The sequence below is a fragment of the Paenibacillus sp. AGC31 genome (assembly GCF_057334655.1).
In genome coordinates, this window is sequence record NZ_JBHFJH010000031.1 from 189985 (window position 1) to 211982 (window position 21998).

The window sequence follows — 21998 nt, forward strand, 5'->3', positions numbered from 1 at the left end:
GAGTACTCATTTTTCTTGTGTTGCATATAAAATTTCAACACCCAAATCAACTAATTTGGGTTCATCGTAGCCTGTTAGATGAAGCCACACCTTTGCTCTGCGTGTATGCTTGTCAATCTTCTTAATGATGCCTTCGTTTCCCATCAATGGGCCATCTAGCACCACAACTTTGGTATTTTCCATATATACGGTTGAATAATCGATAATATCTTCCGGATTGATGAGGTTAAGCAATGTGGTCATTTCATGATCCGGGATTGGCGTGCAGCTTGCATTAGTTCCCAGCATTTTAATGATATGAGGAATAGAACAGATTAAGTGGTATGTTTCGGCGGACATGTTGACTTGAATTAATACATAACCAGGAAAGAGTTTTTTGGTACAGGCTTCAAAAATACCTGATTTCTTCTCCGGAACTTTTCTCTTGGGGATTAAAACTCGGATGGAGGTTCCTAGATACATATGTAGGTATTTCCTAATGACTTCTTCGCTTCCTGTATGTACAAACAATGCGTACCAGTTCATGGCATCATCCTCTGATTAACAAATTAGCCAAGCGGAAATATACATAAAATAAGAGAGAATTAAATCCCTAAGTTTCAATTTGTGTAATAAAATGTAATTGTTTTGTTGTGAATATCTTAACCCATGACTTTTGGAACGTCAATGCTATTAATTCAATTTTATGTAAAATAATCTTACAATTCACATAAAGCACTCACATTTTGTCTAATATCGAATTTCGGAACAATACTCGTCTCCATGGTAACCAAAAAATCACTTACAGCACCGAACCTCTGTAAGTGATCTTTATCCATCCTTATCCTATTCAAACAGGTCCAAACGAAGACGTTTCAGACTTGTATGTTTGATGTACCACTGGCCGTCGATTTTGACAAAAGTTTCGTGGTAATGCCCAAATCCGTGGAAGGATTTGTTCTCATTGCCCTCCGGGAAAGTGACCCAATCTTCCATTGGGGAGATGACCTTTGCTTCGTTCTCGGATACAAATTCAACTTCGGCGCTATGAACATGATGCACGGTTACGGCAACATCCACCAGATCACGGAAGACTTGTACGATCGTATCTCGGCCTGTTAATACCGGAATTGGATTGCCTTCTGTGCTGAAATCGGCCACAGCATCCGGAGCGAATACGTCACCCAAGGTATCCCACTGCTTCGTATCAATATAGCGGCAATAACGCGCCTTGGTATTCCGAATGTTTTCAAGCGCGAGCAATTGTTCCAGTCCTGTGATCGTTGATTGGCTCATGTGTTGTCCCTCCAGAGATGTAAAATGTGATGTAAGATTTGGATCATGTATGTATGCATACTATACCTTCCTTATTGTACCATTCGGCTTCTAATAGGTACAACGATACAAAAAAATCTTTCCTTACCTCTCGCGAGGTTGGGAAAGACCTGGATATACCTATGTGCCAGACGAGTTAACCGCGTCCATCGAAACTTCACTTCTAGTGCAACTTACAGGGAATGTGCACCCTTCATCTGGGAAGCCAGTTCTGACATTTTTTTATTGTTCAAAAAACTTTCCATCTCTTCTTCCGCCTGCACCATCACCTGCTGGATCAAACAGCCTGCGTTATGATTCTGGGAACATTCGAACAGGGACGCCTGACCTTCAATCGCATGAATGATCTCCAGGAAAGAAGGATCAGGATTTTTACGACTAAGCCGGTAGCCACCATTGGCGCCAGAAGTCGATTCGATCATGCCCGCCTTAACCAATTTGGTCAAAATTTTGGACAGATACGTTGGTGATACCTTCTGCAATTCTGCAAGTTGGTGTACACTAACCAGCTGCTCAGGAGCAGTACTTACAAGATGAAGCATCGTATGCAAAGCATAATTTGTCGCTTTTGAATATTTCATGAGGGCACCTCATTATATACGGATTTAATTTATCCATAATAGACTTGATTGAGCTCTCTGTCAAACCACTATGCCTCAAGCACTGGCAACAACGAAAGGATACGGGTTAATTGTGATACAATCCGCGGTAATCCGTAGGTGTCATCCCCTCATGGGCCATGAACTGGCGGTTAAAATAACTGGCATTAGGATACCCCGCTTCCTCCGCGATTTGTCCAATGTTGGCCGTAGGCCGTTCGAGTAACCATTGCTTCGCCATCTGTAGTCGTGAACGAGTGATAAACTCCATGGGCGTCATCTCCACAGCACTCTTGAATATTTTGCAAAAGTAATACGAACTCACACCTGCGAGATCCGCCCAGTCCTGTAACAGGAAAGGTTGGCAGGCCTCCTGCTGCATCTGTGGAAGCAGCGCAAGAACCCGACTCTCCGTCTTGCTGGTAGTGCGTGTGCTCTTTAAAGGTACCGCATGCTGCACGAACTCGGCGAGTACGGCATAAGTCAGTGTGGATAGCTGAGCCGGACGCAGCATCGTGTTCTGTTCCGCCTCAGTGAGCAAGGCCAGATGAGCCTCTTCCCAAGAGCTGCGTTGCCGCAGTGTCCACAATAGATTGCGATGTAACCCCCGCTCGATCATATAATCATGCAGACGTTCACCGTAAAAATGAAGCCATCGTACATCCCATGGATCATCTTCACTACTATAATAATGCTGCCGCTGCTGCGGGAAATAGAGAACCGCCTGACCTGCACGAAGCTCATGCACCACCCCGTCCACTTCAACATATCCCTTGCCCGAAGCAACGTAGTGAATATTAAAGTTGTTCAGTGCGCCAGCCTCACGCAACACGGAATGCTGGACGTGGTCCATATAATGTCCAACGGACTCGGGATAACAAAAATATGGAATATCCTGTAGGGTAAGCAATACGGATTGTCTCATCATAGCCGGTTCTCCTTAATCAACAATATTGTGTTAACTAACTTCAATATATTATCATTTTAATTCATTGGTCTATTCTTTATAATCACAATATACATTCATACACAGGAGGATACAACAAATGAATTCAGTTCAAAAATTGCGTTGGGGCATTCTTGGTAGCGCTAGCATTGCTGTGGAATCCGTCATTCCAGGCCTGCAGCAATCCGAGTTGAATGAAGTAACCGCGATTGCCAGTCGGGACGAAGATAAAGCCAAACAGACTGCCGAACAACTTGGGATCGACAAGGCTTATGGCAGTTATGAAGCTTTGCTCGCGGATGATTCCATTGATGCCGTATATATCCCATTGCCGAATCATCTGCATCGCGATTGGACGATCCGTGCTGCTGAAGCAGGCAAACATATTTTGTGCGAAAAACCACTGGCTCTGACAGAACAGGAAGCTCAGGAGATGGTTCAAGCTTGTGCAGATGCAGGTGTGCAGCTGGCTGAAGCATTCATGTACCGCCATCATCCAAGATATGAGCAGATCCGGGATATCATTGCCAGCGGTGAGATTGGTGAGATTCGTGGTATGCACAGCACATTTTCATTTAATAACTCCAATGCATCCGGCAATGTCCGCTTTCGGCGGGATTGGGGCGGAGGTGCACTGTATGATATCGGATGTTATTCCATCAGCGTAGCACGTCTGTTGCTTGGTCAAGAACCAAGCGCAGTTACCGTTATTGGCATGTTCTCTCCACAGCATGATCAAGTCGATATGATGGCTTCCGGACTGCTGGAATTCGATAATCACGTTGGCGTGACGTTTGACAGCAGCATGTGGGCAGCCTTCCGCAACACGCTGGAGGTATTGGGATCCGACGGGATTATTGAAGTACCTTCCGCATTTATCAGCAGACAGGACCGCAGTTCCAACTTCTATGTAACGACTGGTGGTGAACGCAGAGAGATTGAAGTTCCGCAAGTGAACCACTACTCTCTGCAGGGAGATGATATGGCACGTGCTGTACTTCAGAGCAAGGATCTGCGCTTCGCCCCTTCCGATGCAGTAGCTAATATGAAAGTACTGGAAGCTTGCCTTCGTTCAGCGGAAGAACGTACACGAATTACACTATAATTGAGAGGATGAACTGACTTATGGAATATATCGAAATTGCTGGTGCAGGTAAACGTGTCTCCAGATTGATTAAAGGAACCGATTATTTCGTGCATGATGCCTACGATAAAGCAGCTACGAACATGGATGCTTTTCTGTCGATTGGTGGTAACACTGTAGATACAGCACATATCTATTGTGGTGGACAGAGTGAAGAAGTCCTTGGTCGTTACATGAAGGAACGTGGTAACCGCGACCAGATCGTCATTCTCACCAAAGGCGCGCATCATGACCAGAATGGACCACGTGTGAACGCTGATGCCATCCGCAGTGACTTGATGGAAAGTCTGGAGCGTCTGCAGACAGATCACGTAGAGATGTATGCCTTGCACCGGGATGATCCCAATACCCCTGTCAGTGTTATTCTTGAAGCACTGAACGAACATATTGAATCCGGTAAAGTCGGCGCAATTGGCGCCTCCAACTGGACCTGGCAGCGGCTCGAGGAAGCCAATGCATACGCTGCGGCAAATGGCCTGAAGGGCTTCACATTCAGCAGCCCAAATCTCAGTCTCGCCAAAGCAAACGAACCTTTCTGGGAAGGCTGTGTGTCAGCAGATGCAGAGACACTGGCATGGCATGAGCAATCCAAGTTGCCCTTGCTATCCTGGTCCTCCCAAGCACGTGGTTTCTTCACTGGAAGATTCACACCTGAAGTTCGGGATAACGAAGATCTGGTGCGTGTATTTTACAGTGATGGCAACTGGGAACGGTTGCGCCGGGCTGAACAATTGGCGAATTCGAAGAAAACAACACCGATCCAGATTGCACTCGCTTATGTATTGAATCAGACGTTCCCAACTTGTGCCCTGATCGGAGCCCAGAATCAGGCGGAGCTGCTGTCCTGTGACGAAGGTTCCCGCATCACGCTGACTCCTGCTGAAATAACATGGCTGGACCTAGGCAGTGAAGTGCCGGCCGGCATCTAAAGAAAGTTAATTATTCATCAACAAATACAGAAGGACTTACCCCAGAGCACATCTCTGAAGGTAAGTCCTTTATGTCATAGATTAAGCCATATAGAATGTTAGAAATTGCACTGTTATTCAGTTGAATTACAGCTTAATGATCTGACCTGTTTTCTCGGATTCGAATGCTGCCAGGATCACTTGCAGGGAACGTAATCCCTCTTCTCCGGAAATCGCTGGAGGTGTTTGGGTTACAATCGACTCTACAAATGCGTCAATTACACCACTCGGCACTTGTTTCTCATTGGTAGCCATGGCACCAACTTTGTACGTCTCAACTGTACCATTGGTCAGTTCAACGATAACTTCATCGCCTTCCACTGTTCCGATCTTCATAACGCCATTCTCGCACCACAGCACTGTACTGTTGTCTCCAGCTCTGTATTGTGTCCAGCTTGCTACGAGCGTTCCGATCGCTCCGCTCTTCATACGCAGCAAACAAGTTGCGTTATCGTCAACTTTAGTGCCTTCCTTGTGCAGTGTGCTGATGAAACCAGCCACTTCAGATACTTCATCATTCAGCAAGTAACGGATGAAGTCTGATTTGTGCACGCCGAGGTCGCCCATAGCGCCCATAATCGCTTCTTCTTTACGGAAGAACCAGCTTTCAGCTCCGTCCACACTCCATGCTTCCGGACCCGGGTGACCGAAGGAAGTACGGAAATTCAGGACTTTACCGAGTTTGCCGGAGTCGAGAATTTCTTTTGCTTTGACATGAGGAGGCATCAGACGCTGGTTGTGTCCAACCATCAGATACACACCATTTTTCTTGGCAGCTTCGATCATTTGCTCGCCTTCTTCAGTGGATACTGCCATTGGTTTCTCAACCAAAACATGCTTGCCTGCATTTGCAGCAGCAATCGCCATTGGCGCATGCAGATAGTTCGGTGTACACACACTAACGGCATCAACTGTTTCGTTTGCAAGCAATTCTTCGTAACTGGAATAAGCTTTACCGCCGTAAGTCTCGGCCATCTTCTCCGCACGCTCCACAATCGGATCGGCAAAAGCGACAAGTTCTACGTTCTCATTGGCAGCGTACTCTGGAATATGTCTGCGCTCGGCAATGGCTCCACAGCCGAATACAGCAACTTTAATTTTACTCATGTACATAAGTCTCCTTTGACAAATAGATTAGCATTTTTCATGGTTCGATGGTCCATTAGAATTGGTTCAGGTAGTTTTCTTTCAGCCAGTTGTAGCTATTGGATACGCTCTCAAGCGGAGGGTTCTGACATACGTCTTGTTCCACGATCAACCATTCCACGCCTGCATTCGTAGCGCCTTCAATAACAGCCGGCAGGTCAACCGAACCTTGGCCCAGTTCCAGCGTTTTCATCTGACCCTGTTCGTCTTTGCTGAAATCTTTCAGGTGAAGCAGCGGTAAGCGACCCGCATATTTATTAATATACTCGATCGGATTTTGTCCCGCAAATTGTACCCAACATACGTCCATTTCCACTTTTACCGCTTCCGGTGATGTTTGAGCGAACATGGCATCAAAGGCATTGGCATCACCAACCTGGCCATGGAATTCAAAGTCATGGTTATGGTAACCGAAGATCAAACCTTGCTTCGCCGCTTCAGCTCCATATTGTTGTAACTCATCGAACAGCTTGGTCCAACCTTCTGCATTCTCAGGACGATCTTCTGGCATCAGGTAAGGACAAATGATATATTGTGCACCAATTGTTTTCAGGTAATCGAGTTGTTTTTGCAAGTCTTCGCGCATCGCATGTAGTGAAACATGGCTGCTGAATCCTTTCAATCCAAGTTCATCTAGTAGCGCTTTCATTTCTTCGGCTGGAATGTCACCATATCCGGCAAACTCCACGCCTTCATATCCAAGGGCCGCTACCTTACGCAACGTACCACGAAAATCTGCTGCAGTTTCATCACGGAGTGTAAACAATTGCAAACCAATATTAAGTTTTTTCATGTAGGATACACCTCTGTTCTCAAATTTGCTTTCATTGCTCTATCTGGTATCATCCTACCGCAAAACAGGCTAGAATGAACATATACAATATAGTCAGAACATGAACTATCTGATCAAATTTTATTTCCATCATTTTGCATCTATTGAATGTAGCTAATTTCAACTGAAGATATTTACACTGGCACTCCGATGACAGAACAACCTTCCGATCGCTGTTATCCCCAGATTTTTTTGATTTCCTTTTCAAAAGGATAAAATCCGGAGATAAAGGCGAGTTTATGCTTCCGATGCAGCTTTCTTCCAGAAAGCTTTTAACTTCGTTTCTTCAGGTTCTTTCTGTCCTCTCCGTTTTCGTGTAAATGTTAAGTTAAACTTATGATGTAAAAGGATGTACATATTGGGGGATTTTATCTTTGGATACGTTAGAGACATCTGTACTGATCTGTGACTACTCATACCACTATAAGGCGTTCACTCATAATATGAAGGGCGAGCTGCAAACCTACCTGTTCCGTCTGCAGACCGAAGGCTCATGCAAAGTATATGTACAGGATGAGGAATTCAGGATGACGAGCGGGGACTTGCTGCTCTTAAAGCCTGGTGACGACTATCATCTCGTTGTAGATGAACCGCATAAGGAAGGACGTTTGTCCAGCGGAGATTATTATCTGTTCTGCGAGGGCAGCTGGATCGAGAACTGGTGGAAACGGCAGCATCGATCTACCGTGAGCCGAATTGGACTTGATGACAAGCTCATCAGCCTTTGGAGAAATATGTTACTTGAGAAACGTCGCGGACCTCTTGAGGAGAATGCGGAGCTAAAGGATGCGTTACTGCGCGGATTATGTCTGTATATTGACCGGGCAATTAAAGAGAATATTCAGACTGATCGGGCAGTGTCCTCTGCGCTGAAGTTAAAACGTTTTATTGAGGAGCATGCCACGGTTACGTTCAAGCTTGAGGAAGCGGCTCGTTATGCGGGGCTCAGTCTGTCACGTGCAGTCCGTTTATTCAAGGAGCACTACAATCAGACCATGATTCAATATGCGATTGAGATCCGTCTGAATGCAGCGCTGGAACGAATGAAATACAGTGAAATGACACTGGAGCATATTGCGGAATCCTGCGGTTTTGCAAGCTACTCCTATTTCCACCGGGTATTCCGGGCGCACTTCGGTGTGTCTCCGGCGGAGTATCTCAAATCCAAGCAGCATGAGCCTATCGATGATCTGGAGCATGTATGATGTTAAGTATCAGAAACCCATGACCTTAAAGAGGTTCATGGGTTATTTTAATACATTGAACTATGATCAACTCTCAGTACGACTGGAAGTCAGAACGTTTTATATAAGAATGAAGTACACTTCAATATTTTTTCATGTGACTCCAAGAGAACAAGACTGTACAATTATAAAGACTGTCACCTTACCTAATTCATATATCTCATTGAATTCCCATCTATCATACTGGAGCGATACATATGCTAACCCACCAGCGCAAAGTCCTCATCATCGAGGATGAATCAGATATTTCGCGCATTCTGCGAGATTATTTAACCAAAAATCAATATGAAGCCGCCGTGGCAGCCACTGGACAAGACGGGCTTCAGATCATGGATCTTATTCAACCAGACTACATCATTCTGGATATTATGCTTCCGGACATGGACGGGATCGAGGTCTGTCGAGAGATCAGAAGGCGCAACAATATCCCCATCCTCATTCTAAGTGCCAGAGGCAGTGATACCGATAAGGTACTTGGTCTTGGCTTTGGAGCAGACGACTATATGACCAAGCCCTTCTCGCTGAGCGAACTGTTAGCACGGATTAATGCCCACTTCAGGCGTTATGACAGCATGACATCCGTTGGAGACAGAACAGATCTGCTGCATCTTGGAAACCTGGTGATTGATAAAAAAGCCTATAAAGTTACATTAAACGGATCGGAAGTTTCTCTGTCTGCCAAGGAATTCGAATTACTTCATTATCTGGCAAGCCATAAGAATCAGGTATTCTCCAAAGCCCAGTTGCTCGATGCCATCTGGGGATATGCAACCTACGGCGATGAAAATACCGTAACCGTATACATTCGCAGACTGCGTGAAAAAATTGAGGCAGATGCCTCGCATCCGACCGTTCTGAAGACTGTATGGGGTGTCGGTTACAAATTCAATTACGAATAAGTGAGATTGGAGGCTCCCACATGTCATTGAACAGCTGGTCCAAACGCTGGTTGTTAACAACACTTGGGCTTCTCATGATTATCGTTTTAAGTATTCTTGCACTGTCGATGATGCTGTTACAAGATCAAAATTCAGGCGAATCCAATCTGTCCCTGAATCAGGTTCGACTCAAGGTCAATCCGATCTTACTCGCTTTGGAGCAAAATCATCAGTATCTTAATGAACAAAATATTCGTAAAGACATACGTTCCACCGCCAGAGAGACCAGAGTTCTGCTTACCTATCTAAACTTGGATGGAAAAGTCATTCTGTCCTCCGACCCCACCTCTGAAGGAACGCAAGTTAATCTGCGTACAACTCTTCATTATGATCTGCATCATGCCACGCAGGCGGCGGGCGGTAACGATTTGCTTGATATTGCTTTTCCCGTGATGGATGGACCGATGGGAAGTCAGATCGGCAATGCCATCTTTTCCATCCCCCAAGCTATGGTTACGGTTCAGCAACCGATGACTTTTCCGGTTATATTGATTAGCGCACTCATGCTCCTGTCCCTGATTCTGAGCTTATTTCTATTTTGGATGAAACGAAAACTGGACAAACATCTGCTCTCTCCCATCCATCAATTGAAGCAACATGCGGAATCCATGCTTAAAGGCAATTATGAAGAAAAAATCCAGTACAACCGGAACGATGAATTGCTCGAAGTATATGCCATGTTTGATCTAATGCGCACGGAGATTAAACATATGAGCGAGCAGCGTATTCAGCAGGAACAAGCACAAAAAGAACTCATCACCAATATATCTCATGACATTAAAACACCAATTACCACAATAAAAGCATACATAGAAGCTATTGAGGAAGGACTATGCAACGATCAGGAGACGCTGATGGAATATATGGGAGTCATGCGGACCCATACGGATAAGACAGCCCGCCTTGTGGAGGATCTGCTGGTTCATGCACTTCAGGAATTGGGGCAAATTTCGGTGGAAACCCGTGAAATGTACAGTGGGCCTATACTGGAGACGATGTTGAAACCTATTGAACATGTTGTCCTAACAAAGGGGCTTATCTATAAAGGGCCCAACTACATCCCCAATGTGTTAATCGCTATCGATCCCACTCGAATTGAACAGGTGATCTCCAATCTTGCCGCCAATGCCCTCAAGCATACAGCTCCAGGAGACACGATCCGTATTGATATGGAACTGGAATCCGGGCACTTGAAAGTGACGATTGCCGATTCGGGTCAGGGAATACGTGTACAGGACATGCCGTTTGTTTTTCAGCGTTACTTCAGAGGCCAGGCGAGTCATGCAGAACAACGTGTTCAGGAAGGTACAGGGCTGGGCCTTTCCATCTGCCAAAGCATTATTGAAGCACATGGAGGCCATATTTCCTTTACTAGTAAAGAAGGACAAGGCACAACTTTCCGGTTCTATCTGCCGATCTGCTGAGCCTACACTCAACAGCTGTAATACTTTATTCATAATTTGATAAGGCTTCCTCAACATCCCTCCTCTAGAATGAATCCTATACTGCACTCGGGAGTGATTCGACTTGTCCAAAAAAGTGATTATCCGTGCACAGAATCTGTGCAAAACGTACAACAGCGGAAGTGAACAATATCATGCCATCCGTAATGTTGATCTCGACATCTATGAAGGAGAATTCACGGTCATCATGGGTAACTCTGGCTCTGGCAAATCAACTCTCCTATATCTGCTAAGCGGACTAGATCAGATCACAGCAGGTGAGGTCTATTTTCGCAACCAACGGATTGACGTTTATAGTGAACGGGAAATGTCCGACTTCCGCACCCGCCGGATTGGTTATATCTATCAGAGCATCAATCTGGTCCCAGACCTTTCCATCAAAGAGAACATTGCTTTACCGGGATATATCGCTGGAAACAAAACGAAGGACATCCAATCCCGCGCTGCTGAGCTGATGAATGCCATGGATATTGATGGACAGCGTGACCGCCTCCCCTCCCAGACATCTGGAGGACAACAGCAGCGAGCTGCCATTGCACGGGCTTTGATCAATTCACCGGATATCATTTTTGCGGATGAACCGACCGGAAGCCTGAATATGGAACACGGCACAGCTGTTCTCAATATCCTTACAGACCTCAACCGAAAAGGACAGTCTGTTGTTATGGTGACGCATGATATCAAGGCCGCCTGTCGGGCAGATCGCCTGATCTACATTTTGGACGGCAAGATTGGCGGAATCCTTGAGTTTGACACCTATGACGAACATCAAATTCAGGATCGTGAAGCGATTATCTTCGCTTTGGTTACGGGGAAGGAATAACGATGGCTGTCATGTTTAAACTTAGCTTGTCGTATCTGAACAGGAACAAAATACAAAATGCGCTGATTGCGCTGCTCCTGCTACTCTCGACACTTCTTGTATCTACAGCTATTGTCATTCTGGCGAACACAGGCAATCAGTTTTATGAAATGCATACCCGAACCCATGGATCTCATCAGATCCTGACGTTTGAAAAAGGGCTCAATGACCCTGACGCTGTGCACAACTGGTGGGCTTCTCAGGATGGAGCTCAGGTGTCCCCTTTGCTAACGTATCGTACATTGTCAGGCATCATTTTGAATGAAACTCACATCCCTAACATCTACCTGTACATGTTTAATACGCCTCCACCGCCCTGGGGTGTGGATGAACTAATTTTCTCAAGTGGAACGCCCGACACAGTGCCCGAACAAGGCTCCGTCTGGATTCCAACGTCCATGGCAAATACCTATCATATTTCGGTAGGTGATACCATTGGCTTCAAAACCGGCTCAAGCACACTCGAATTGAATGTATCGGGTATTGTGATCGATGTACCATACGGGGCACCCTTCTCCAATACAGCACGGGTCTGGATGAATCCTACCGATTATCAACATGATCTCGCTACACTTACTGGCAACGAGAATCGTATGATGGGCATCCATTTTAACGATTACAGCATGAATTCGGTGTATTGGGAACGATACAATCGTGAGACAGGTATTCCGTTTCTGGAATCCAAAATGGAGTTCGAGGCGATTGCCTCTTTCTATCTGATCATCAATCAGGTTATTGGATTCATCATGATATTCATGGGTGTTGTCATGCTCTCCATCGCTTTGATGACCATCGGGTTTACGATTGCAGATGCCATCCTGGCCAATTACAGAACGATAGGAATCCTCAAATCACTAGGTCTGACTTCCCGAAAAACGATAGGCACCTATGTTATTCAATATGCAATGTTATCCATCGTAGCCATTATCCCAGGACTTGCACTCAGTATATGGATATCCAAATGGATCATTAATATTTCTGTATCCTCTCTTCGAGTGGGGAATCAGAACATTCCAGTCCATGGATTGGATGCGGCCATACTGTCCGGCGCACTACTATTTGCTCTAGTGATTCTGTTCACTGTGTTATATGCCAAAAAGGCACGCAGCATACAGCCCGTGCAAGCTATTCGTTATGGTATGTCGGAGATAGATCACGGCCGGATGGCTGGCAAAATGAATTCGCCATTGGCCCACTGGATCGGCTTCACACGACTGCCTGTGACCGCCGTGCTTGGATTCCGACATGTGTTCAAAAACACCAAAAGCTCTGTTCTAACACTCCTGCTAACCACCATGGCTTCTTCCGTACTTGTTCTGGGTTATGTTCTGCTGACCAGTATAACCGGAATTGAACAGACCGCAGCTAAATGGGGGTATGACAATGCCAATATCGCAGCAGTGGTCGTGAACAAAAGTAACGTTCCAAAGACTGAATTAAAACAAACGTTAGAAGAGGATTCAAGGATTAGCAATGCAGGCTGGCAAGGGAACACAACGGGCGTAATTAGCCCGGAGTCTTCGGCAACAGTCAAGGGCCAATCCATCAGCATCAACTTGAATGTACTGGACGGGAGTTATCAAGAACTTGGATTCGAAACGTTAAAAGGGGTTAACCCACAACATGCGAATGAAATTGCCCTTGGTGTAAGTGTAGCCAACACATCAAATAAAGATCTCGGTGATCTTATCGATATCTATATTGAAGGAGAAAAGCGTACATTCCTCATTACAGGAATCTATCAGGCAATCGCCAACATGTCTGTTTCAGGCAGAATCACCATTGATGCTATGAGAAGTGTGAACCCCAGTTATAGTGAATTTGATGTTATCTTCATCAATGTGAACGATATGGCACAAGCGGATAAGGTTGCCTCGGAATTAAATGAGCAATTTAAAGATTTCGCTTCGGTAGTTACTCAGAAGACATTGCTTGATTCCGTTTACGCGGAAGCTGCTAACATCCTGATCTATCCGATGAGCCTCATTGGATTGTTGTTTATTACTGTGACGTTCATCATTATTTTCAGTACCTGTAGAATCAATATTCGTAAAGAAAGCAGAACGTACGGGATATACAAATCGCTGGGAATGACATCCCGCCAAATCAGGTTATCGCTCACCATGGGAATGTTCATACTGTCCTCCGTGGGAGCCATACTGGGTATTTTCGTCGGCGTATATCTGCTACCTCTTCTACTCGAAATGGTCCTTTCCGGTTATGGTATCGTACAACTTCCACTGATCCTGCATTGGGGTGGCATGGTACTGTTCACCTGTCTAACCATCATTGCAGCCAGTCTTGGCTCATGGTTCTCTTCAAGAATCATTCGGGAAGCATCGCCACGTATGCTGGTTATCGAATAATGTAATAAGGATGCCTTAACACAATAAAACAAGCCCTTCCATACCTCTATAGGATGTGGAAGGGCTTGTTATTATGATAAGAACTATTTCCGCCACTTCTTCGCAAGTTCACCAATCTGATGTGGGGTAGTGCGGCAACAACCACCAATAATTTGCGCGCCCGCCGCAACCCACTGCTCAGAAGCATCACTCATACTGCCACATGTACCCTGTCCGCTCCACGTCTTCGTTGCCGCATCGTATACTTCTCCTGAGTTCGGATACACAATAACAGGTTTATCGCTGGTACGGCTCAAAATACCCACTGCTTCCCTCACCACTTCCATCGGAGCACAGTTCAGGCCAATCGCCGCAATCTGCGGCTCAGAGCCAAACTTCTGTGCACATACCTCAAGCGGTGTGCCCTCGCTGATGCTTGTCCCGTCTTTTAAAGAAAAAGATAACCAGGCATACGCATGAGGAAACTCCTTCAGTACATCAACCAGCACCTGTGCTTCCTGCAAGGAAGGAATCGTCTCAAAAGCCAGAATATCTGCACCTGCTTCAAGCAACGCTGCCATACGTGGTCGATGGAAAGCAGCCAACGTCACATCCGACACGCCGTAATGTCCCACATACTCTGAACCATCCGCCAGATAGGCGCCGTACGGCCCAACGGACCCGGCAATAATTGGACGTGGACGAGCACAATCTCCTTCATGATCTACTGTACGATCTGTTATTTGCTCCTCATTCTCCACCGTCTCGGCACGTACCGGAGGAGCTTCTACAAGCTGACCTGTTGAGCTTTCTCTCCCTACTAAATCACTCTGCACTTCCACCCATACGGCATCTCTCGCTTTTGCAGCCAACTCCACCGTCTTGCGGATCAGCTCCAGTGCTGCCTGTTCATCGATTCCTCTCTTGCTGAAGCCATCCACCGTCGCCTGATAACTGGATGTAATTGCACAGTCGGCTCCTGCGCGGAAATAATCCGCATGGACCTGAACGATAACATCCGGATTCTCAAGCAACACACGAGCCGACCAGAGCGGATCATCCAGATTACATCCATGCTGTTCAAGTTCCGTTGCCAACGCTCCATCCAGAATCATGACTGGATGTTCACGCAGGATCTGTTCTATCGGGTTAGTCTGTTGTGCTTGCGTCATGTACTTGTCCTCTTTTCTTATTCACACGTTCTGTCAGATAATAAGCAGCGTAACATAATGCGATAAACGGAACCCCACAATACAGCGCAATTCGCTGTGTCGGGTCAAAGGCAATACCTATGCATGAAGCCAGGCATAATATAAATGAAACAATCGGTACCACCGGATAGAGTGGTGTGCGGTACACCAGATCTTTGACCGCATGGCCTTCACGGATATATTGTCTGCGGAACATGTATTGGGAGGCACTGATGCTCATCCATACTGCAACAACAGCCAGACCTGAAATGGAAACCAGTGTTATATATACGGTACCTGGCGCAATGATGCTGGACAGCAAGGCCAGCGCACCACCTACCATGCTGATCAGAAGTGCATTCAGTGGTACCCCACTTTTGGTCAATTTGGCAAACCACGGAGAGATCGTTCTTTTGTCAGCCAAAGACCAGAGCATCCGTGAAGATGCATACAAGCCCGAATTGGCAGCAGAGAGAATCGCCGTCAGAATAACAAAGTTCATAATGTCTGCTGCATAGGGTACACCCACCCGTTCCATTACCGCTACAAACGGACTTTCCAGTACACTGGCATCCGACATGGGCAGTAAGGCCGACAAGATAATGATCGTTCCGATGAAGAAAATAACTAAACGCCACAGCGTTGTATGAATAGCCTTCGGTATCGTCTTTTCCGGGTTCTCCGTCTCACCGGCAGCAATGCCGATTAATTCGGTGCCTGAGAAGGCAAAGTTTACAGCAAGCATGGTCATCAATATCGCTGTAGCCCCATGAGGGAACCACCCGGATGCGGTAATGTTCGATAGAAACGGCGCTGGTTCAGCATCCGCCATCGGAATGAACCCAAACATGGCTGCGCCACCGATAATAATGAAGATTACGATAGTCACTACTTTTACAGATGAGAACCAGAACTCGGATTCCGCAAATAATTTCACCGTTAAAGCGTTAAACAGAAAGATCATCAGGGCAAAGAGCGCGCTCCATATCCATACGTTCACCGATGGGAACCAGCGCTGCATCAGCAATCCGGCGGCTGTGAATTCGGAGCCAAGCGCAACAGTCCAGGTTAACCAGTATAACCAAGCCACCGTGTAGCCTGTTGCTGGTCCGATATATTTGGCTGCATAACTATGAAATGCTCCCGTCTCTGGCATATGAACAGACAGTTCACCAAGACAGAGCATCACCAGATATACAACGATGGCTCCGATCAGATAGGACAGAATGGTACCCAGTGGTCCCGCTTGCTGAATGGTGTAACCTGAGCTGAGGAATAATCCCGTTCCAATAACTCCTCCGAGAGAGAGCATGACCACATGCCGTGCCTGCATTTTCCGCTGAAAATGCCCTTTGTCGTTGTTGTTCTCCATACCTGCTGCTCCCCTACTTCTTCATCCAGAAAAAACAAAAAAGACCCACTCTGCCTAAAGAGTGCGCCGTTACTGACAAATAAAAACAAACGCTCCTATCTATCAGGCTTTCACCCGCTGGAATTAGCACAGTATCCTTCAGATCTGTTGCTGAGGTTTCTAAGGGCCAGTCCCTCCACCTCTCTGGATAAGAAAATGATTTTTTATAAATATAGCGATCTATCATGAATGTGTCAACATTTAAATCATAAATGAAACACATCGCTATTCGGTGGATGATCCCGGATTGGTAATGCTAATCTTCACATCGTACGTAATTGGCACGGTACTAAAAATGTTATCCCAATCATCTTTGACTTTCTTCCATGTTTTGGGCTCTTTAATACGTAAGCTATCCCGAAAATCCGCAACATCCACTTTGTAGGTATGCTGCAGCTTGTATAACACCTGACGAATCTGTTGTTCCGCCAGTTCAGCAAATTCTTTTTCCAGTTCCCCGCGATAAGCCCCTTTTTCCTCTCTTTCGGGAGCACGCCAATCCTCCATTAACCAGCCTTCGGATTCGGTCTTTACATGGAATGAAATATCATTGCCAACAACCTTGGGAATTACTTTTGTTTTCTTCTTTTTCATTTCATATACAACAGTGAATCCCTCTTTGTTGTAAGTCTTCAAGACGCCTCCTCTTTCCTTAGGCCTGAGCCACGATAAACCTTCCAGATCCGTTTGACTTAGTTCTCCAATAAACTTGGTTGTTTTCCCATCGAATATGCTGCCACCTGAGAACTTGCCCTCTCCATTGGAGTACAGTACATTCTGGAGCAAGAAACTGGAACCAGATTGCATTTGGGCATCTAATTTGGAGAGCAAAACAGGGTCAAGGATTTTGTTGGACAAGTATGAATTACCGGTAATTCCTGTTAGATAAAATGCTGGAATCCGAGAGGGATCATCCGAAGTCAGGACATCCACGGCGCGATGATGACTTATCAGCACCAGACAATTTGGACGAATATCGTTATCCCGAAGTACAAAATCCAGCAGCTGGTCCAGACCATACTTTTTGGCAATATCCTTGGAGACAACGATGACCTTTAGATGATGTCCGATAAGTGGACGGTCTCGCCTTAGTGCAAACTGACGAAAGATTTGCAGCAACGAATCTCCAGTAAGCTGTTCATTGGAATAGGAAGTCTTTCCCGAAGCAGGTGAACCGGATTGTCCGCCCTGTTTACTGTTCGAACCGCCCGTCCCGGGAGCAATCTGCACGGTAGCCGTTATATAATTATTCTTTGGATACTTTCCTCCCTGGGCAGCGATGTCCTTCTCAAATTCTGTTTCTTTCGCGATATCGATCCCGAGACCAACATAGACACTTAGTTCCTCGATCTCCCTACTGCTCCAGCATCCGGATATTACCAGAAGAACGGACAAAGCAAAGGCTACACGTAAAAGCATAAAAATACGAATCATGCTTGCTTGCCTCCCTTTTTGCGAATCAGACTTATTAACAGCAGCAACAGAGGTAAAATGGCAAAAAGAAGCACGGATAGATTGCCCAACATATCACCCAGTGCAAAAGTTTCATCCACGGTTTTCGGCATTAATGCTGTTAGATATATTACTGGCAGAAAGGCGTACATAATGACCTTGATCTTCTTCGTACGAAATAAATCCCGAATGCCCACCGAAGCGCAATAGTGTGTGATCGTGAAACTCGAGAAGATCTGCATAATCCAGATGACCAGTAGCAGGGATTCGAACCGTTCAAAGATCAAACCTTGAATCTCGAAGCTTCTAACCAGATCGAGCGTGGGCCAAGTACGTGTTTTGATGCCGTCGAGTGACAGACTGCCTACAACCATCACAACAGTAATCAGATAAATCATAGTCGATATGATGATGCCCCAGCTCATGGCTACATTGCTCTTTTTGGGATTTTTCATATAAGCAGTCATGACAAACATGACTTCGTACCCCGTGTAAGCCAGCAACGAAGGTTTCAAACCTTTGAGGACTGGCATGATACCCTCTCCGAGTACGGGTCTCAGATTGCCGATCTCAAATAACTGATTACTAAGCAAAATTTCAATCACAAATATAATCAGTGTAATCGGCAAAATAATCTCAAATACACGCACAATAACAGCAAGTCCGCCGGAGATCAAATATATGCCAATCCACATAAACACCATCACAATGGCCCATGTCGGAGTACGCTCTAGCAAATACATGCCTGTCACTTCAGCCATGACCCTGATTTCGAATGCGGCAATCACCATAAAGTACATAATCATGGCGAATCCCAATATGTAAGCAATCCAGCTCCCCGTAATCTCACGGGTGAACTGGAACACTGTTTTCTCCGGAAATCTGCGACACAGGGTAACCAGAATAATTCCGACACCCGTGATAATCAGTCCCGACAGAATGATGGAGATCCAGACATCCGGTGTTCCGACAGCTTTACTCGTCGTTCGGGGGAGGGTCAGGATCCCAGCGCCAAGCATGTAATTAACAATAACTACGACGGCCTGCCTTGTGCTAATATTTCCTTCAGAACCGTTCACTTCATCCCACCTCATACCTCGTGATTTGCTTGATTTATTTTTTGCGGTCTTTATCTATTGGATTAGACATCTCGGGACGCTTCCTCATCATATTTAGCGGAGCACGGATAAAGAAATCCTTCCATTCCCCAAAGTGATAAGGAACGGCCGGTGCAACATAAGGTAGGCCAAAGCTCGAGAGTCTCGCAAGATGGGTACATATAAGGAGAAAGAACATAACCACGCCAAACAATCCGAGTACAGCTGCGCTAAACATGGCAGCAAATCGCAGAATTCGCAGTGTGATGCCGGCACTATAGACAGGGATCGTAAAGGAGGATATGGCGGTAACCGCAACAACGATGACCAGGAATTGGCTTATAATTCCTGCCTGTACGGCTGCCTGGCCGATAATCAGACCTCCAACGATACCTAGCGAGGGTGCAATCGGCTTAGGTAAACGAATGCCAGCCTCCCTCAATATCTCGATCGAAAGTTCCATGATCAGTACTTCGATGATTGAAGGAAACGGCACTCCCGTCCGCGTTTCAATGATCGTCAATACCAGCTTGGTTGGGATAAGTCCCGGATGGAACGAGATAAAAGAGATATAGAGCGCAGGAGCGAGCAAGGCCAGCATGGCGGACATAAAGCGCAGCATTCGCAGGAATGTTCCAGGAATCCATCGTTCATAATAATCCTCGGGAGATTGGAGCAACATGCTAAACGACACTGGCACAATTAAGACAAATGGCGTCCCATCCAATAAAATAGCCACTCGCCCTTCCAGTAAAGCACCCATCACCCGGTCTGGTCTTTCTGTATTCAACACTTGTTGAAACGGACTGAGCGTATTGTCTTCGATGAGCTGTTCAACATACCCAGATTCCAACATGGAATCCATATCCATCTCTTCAATTCGCTTTTGGACTTCCGCCACGAGATTAGGATCAGCAATATCCTGAATATAGGCAACAGCCAAATCTTTCTTGATCCGTGAACCTACTTCATACTTCTGAATAAAGAGGCTCTGATCACTACCATACCGACGTAAAATACCTGTGTTATCACTTAACTGTTCAGTAAAACCAATTCGGGGGCCACGGAGCAACCCCTCTGACACCGGTTCATTCACACCACGTGTTTTGATCTTATGAGCTCCAATTAACAGAGCCCCCGGCAATCCATCGACCAACAGTGCATTTTTGCCAAAAAGCACGCCAACTGCGACCTCTTGGAGGGACTTGGTCTCCTCAACCAGACTGACAGGTAGTAATTGCTCTTGCAGGTAGGCCGACAGTAAATGCGCATTATCCGGATGCAGGAACCCCTCCCGCTTAAGCTCTGGAACGCCTTCCAACATTAACGGTGTAATCAGGTGATCATCGATTAAGTCTTGATCTACCAGGCCTTCGGTATATATGACAGCTGCCCTTGTATTGGTACCTCTAATGGTAAATTCCCGAATGTGAACATCAGCATTTTGACCAAAGCTTTCTCTTACACTGGTCAGATCCGTATTGTACTTGCCGGTTAATTTAATATTGGCATATTGGCCTGTTTCGGTTCCCTGACCCTGACCCGCGGTAGCAGGAGAAATATCTTTCGAGGATATGGAGGGTTTCTCGGAACGAGAGAAGGTTCCACGCTTAATGGCGGCATTGATCCACCGCATGGTTACTGTAATGCCGATCGGTATGATAAGGACCAAGAATGCCTGAATCCATATGGTCCAATCCGGCACGTAGGATACAATTGTTGACCACATGTTCCCACCCCAACATTTCTCTGCATGATGAAGCTGCAGGTATTCCCAAGTATTGTGTCCCCGTTTGATCACAATAATTCCCGTTTTTTTGTGTACTGAACGACAAAAAAAACGGTTCCTGTGTAAGGAACCGCTATTACTATATATTCTTATACGATTCTGGTCACATGCTCCGCTTTGGCATCCAACAAGTGAGCCGATGCAGCAATTGCTGTAAAATCATTCAGAGCGATCTCAATCTGCTTCTGGCTCTGCTCGACATATTCTTCTACTTTTTTGGTACCGCCTGTGATATTACCTATCTCCTTTGTTATTCCGGTAACGCTATCACGAATCTCGTTAATCGAACTCTCCACCATTGCGGATAGTTTCTTAACTTCTTTAGCCACGATATCGAATCCTCGTCCAAATTCTCCTGCATGTGCAGCCTCAATGGCAGCATTCAACGCGAGCAATTGCGTCTGAGACGAAATCTCGCGTATCGTTCGTACCACGCCCTGAATCGATCCGGCCTGTTCCTGCAAATGAGTCAGCGTTGCACGGTTAGTAGCGGACACCTCTGAGATATAGGAGATACTGGACATTAATTCCTGGCTCCGTTCAATGCCTACATCTGCCTGCCCATTTAGTTCATGAGACATCGCTTTTAGCTCATTCACTACGACCGAAATGTTGTTCTGACGGTTGGTAATGTTGGTGGCGATTTTGGAGACACCCAATATCTTCTGATTTGTCTCATCGTACACCGGCATATATGTCGCCTCAAGCCATACGGAATTTCCCTCTGCATCCTTGCGTTCAACCTTGTCCTGGAAGCTGACACCATTAAATATGCTATTCCAAAAAGCATCATAGTCCGGGGTATTTGCAAATTGACCGAAGCATAGTTGCTGATGCTTCATGCCGTACATCTCATCTACCGTATATCCCATCGTCTGGGCAAAGACTTCATTCACGTAGGTTACCCGGCGATCCAGATCGAATCGAATGATAGCAAGACTTTTCTCCATCGCCTTGATGACCATTGCATCGGTGACAACATCTTTCTTTTCCATATCTAATACAGACACTTGATAACCCCCACAGTTCATTCCATAATAGACAGCCTTTAACTAGCAAAAAACGATCATAACAACATATGTATCCATCAGGTTCTAGATGACTCTACTATTGATACCCGATTTGCAGCATTTTGGATCACCTGTTGTCGTTTATTTTTTCTAAAGAAAATCTGCTCCACCTCATCCGCTGGCAATGGCTTGCTGTAGTAGTATCCCTGCACTTTATTGCAACCTTGTTCAGTCAAAATATATAGTTG

Annotated in this window: 19 protein-coding genes and 1 riboswitch; of the genes, 7 read left to right on the forward strand and 12 right to left on the reverse strand. The window is 45.8% G+C overall.

Features of this window, described 5'->3' with window-relative positions; translation table 11 throughout:
- Positions 1–6 precede the first annotated feature (6 nt).
- The 4 genes from loaP to ACE04G_RS19355 form a co-directional block, all read right to left on the reverse strand.
- The gene (loaP, locus tag ACE04G_RS19340) at positions 7–525 is read right to left on the reverse strand and encodes an antiterminator LoaP (protein WP_221820635.1); all 519 of its coding nucleotides are present in this window, start codon (positions 523–525) and stop codon (positions 7–9) included.
- 300 nt (positions 526–825) lie between these two features.
- Positions 826–1275 carry a nuclear transport factor 2 family protein gene (locus tag ACE04G_RS19345; protein WP_074096526.1) on the reverse strand — a complete coding sequence of 150 codons (450 nt, stop codon included), beginning with the start codon at positions 1273–1275 and terminating at the stop codon, positions 826–828.
- Between the two features lie 212 nt (positions 1276–1487).
- On the reverse strand, positions 1488–1895 hold the full coding sequence (locus ACE04G_RS19350; RefSeq protein WP_017692155.1) for an RrF2 family transcriptional regulator: 408 nt from the start codon (positions 1893–1895) through the stop codon (positions 1488–1490).
- 106 nt (positions 1896–2001) lie between these two features.
- Positions 2002–2841, reverse strand: coding sequence for an AraC family transcriptional regulator (locus ACE04G_RS19355; RefSeq protein WP_221820633.1), 840 nt, complete (start codon positions 2839–2841; stop codon positions 2002–2004).
- 118 nt (positions 2842–2959) lie between these two features.
- On the opposite strand from ACE04G_RS19355, the gene ACE04G_RS19360 reads away from it, so the two are divergent.
- Together ACE04G_RS19360 and ACE04G_RS19365 are read left to right on the forward strand one after the other, a co-directional pair.
- A complete protein-coding gene (locus ACE04G_RS19360) occupies positions 2960–3964 on the forward strand; it encodes a Gfo/Idh/MocA family protein (RefSeq protein ID WP_449003995.1) in 1005 nt (334 codons plus the stop codon).
- A gap of 20 nt (positions 3965–3984) precedes the next feature.
- Complete coding sequence (locus ACE04G_RS19365; protein WP_339179618.1) at positions 3985–4932, forward strand: aldo/keto reductase; 948 nt, start codon at positions 3985–3987, stop codon at positions 4930–4932.
- A gap of 126 nt (positions 4933–5058) precedes the next feature.
- Here the strand turns inward: ACE04G_RS19365 and ACE04G_RS19370 are convergent, their stop codons facing one another.
- Together ACE04G_RS19370 and ACE04G_RS19375 are read right to left on the reverse strand one after the other, a co-directional pair.
- Complete coding sequence (locus ACE04G_RS19370) at positions 5059–6078, reverse strand: Gfo/Idh/MocA family protein (protein ID WP_062836369.1); 1020 nt, start codon at positions 6076–6078, stop codon at positions 5059–5061.
- A gap of 55 nt (positions 6079–6133) precedes the next feature.
- Positions 6134–6910, reverse strand: a complete 777-nt coding sequence (locus ACE04G_RS19375) for a sugar phosphate isomerase/epimerase family protein (protein ID WP_449003996.1) — start codon at positions 6908–6910, stop codon at positions 6134–6136.
- Between the two features lie 413 nt (positions 6911–7323).
- Between ACE04G_RS19375 and ACE04G_RS19380 the strand changes: the two genes are divergently transcribed.
- The 5 genes from ACE04G_RS19380 (at position 7324) to ACE04G_RS19400 (ending at position 13822) form a co-directional block, all read left to right on the forward strand.
- A complete protein-coding gene (locus tag ACE04G_RS19380; protein ID WP_221820625.1) occupies positions 7324–8154 on the forward strand; it encodes a helix-turn-helix domain-containing protein in 831 nt (276 codons plus the stop codon).
- A gap of 236 nt (positions 8155–8390) precedes the next feature.
- On the forward strand, positions 8391–9092 hold the full coding sequence (locus tag ACE04G_RS19385; protein ID WP_339179622.1) for a response regulator transcription factor: 702 nt from the start codon (positions 8391–8393) through the stop codon (positions 9090–9092).
- Positions 9093–9112: 20 nt separating this feature from the next.
- The gene (locus tag ACE04G_RS19390; protein WP_339179625.1) at positions 9113–10555 is read left to right on the forward strand and encodes a sensor histidine kinase; all 1443 of its coding nucleotides are present in this window, start codon (positions 9113–9115) and stop codon (positions 10553–10555) included.
- 103 nt (positions 10556–10658) lie between these two features.
- The gene (locus ACE04G_RS19395; protein WP_221820619.1) at positions 10659–11417 is read left to right on the forward strand and encodes an ABC transporter ATP-binding protein; all 759 of its coding nucleotides are present in this window, start codon (positions 10659–10661) and stop codon (positions 11415–11417) included.
- A gap of 2 nt (positions 11418–11419) precedes the next feature.
- The gene (locus tag ACE04G_RS19400; protein WP_449003997.1) at positions 11420–13822 is read left to right on the forward strand and encodes an ABC transporter permease; all 2403 of its coding nucleotides are present in this window, start codon (positions 11420–11422) and stop codon (positions 13820–13822) included.
- Between the two features lie 83 nt (positions 13823–13905).
- On the opposite strand, the gene mmuM is transcribed toward ACE04G_RS19400, so the two are convergent.
- The 6 genes from mmuM to ACE04G_RS19430 form a co-directional block, all read right to left on the reverse strand.
- Positions 13906–14973, reverse strand: a complete 1068-nt coding sequence (gene mmuM / locus ACE04G_RS19405; protein ID WP_221820616.1) for a homocysteine S-methyltransferase — start codon at positions 14971–14973, stop codon at positions 13906–13908.
- Positions 14951–16363: an S-methylmethionine permease gene (gene mmuP, locus ACE04G_RS19410; RefSeq protein WP_339179634.1), complete on the reverse strand. Its 1413-nt coding sequence runs from the start codon at positions 16361–16363 to the stop codon at positions 14951–14953. Before mmuP ends, mmuM begins: the two co-directional genes overlap by 23 nt.
- A gap of 92 nt (positions 16364–16455) precedes the next feature.
- A riboswitch (SAM riboswitch) is annotated at positions 16456–16557 on the reverse strand.
- Positions 16558–16627: 70 nt separating this feature from the next.
- Positions 16628–17836, reverse strand: coding sequence for a Ger(x)C family spore germination protein (locus tag ACE04G_RS19415; RefSeq protein ID WP_221820611.1), 1209 nt, complete (start codon positions 17834–17836; stop codon positions 16628–16630).
- Entirely contained in the window at positions 17833–18933 is a 1101-nt protein-coding gene (locus ACE04G_RS19420) for a GerAB/ArcD/ProY family transporter (RefSeq protein ID WP_339179636.1), read from the reverse strand. Before ACE04G_RS19420 ends, ACE04G_RS19415 begins: the two co-directional genes overlap by 4 nt.
- A 34-nt stretch (positions 18934–18967) precedes the next feature.
- Complete coding sequence (locus ACE04G_RS19425; protein WP_221820608.1) at positions 18968–20680, reverse strand: spore germination protein; 1713 nt, start codon at positions 20678–20680, stop codon at positions 18968–18970.
- Between the two features lie 149 nt (positions 20681–20829).
- A complete protein-coding gene (locus ACE04G_RS19430) occupies positions 20830–21750 on the reverse strand; it encodes a methyl-accepting chemotaxis protein (protein WP_339305744.1) in 921 nt (306 codons plus the stop codon).
- Positions 21751–21998 lie beyond the last annotated feature (248 nt).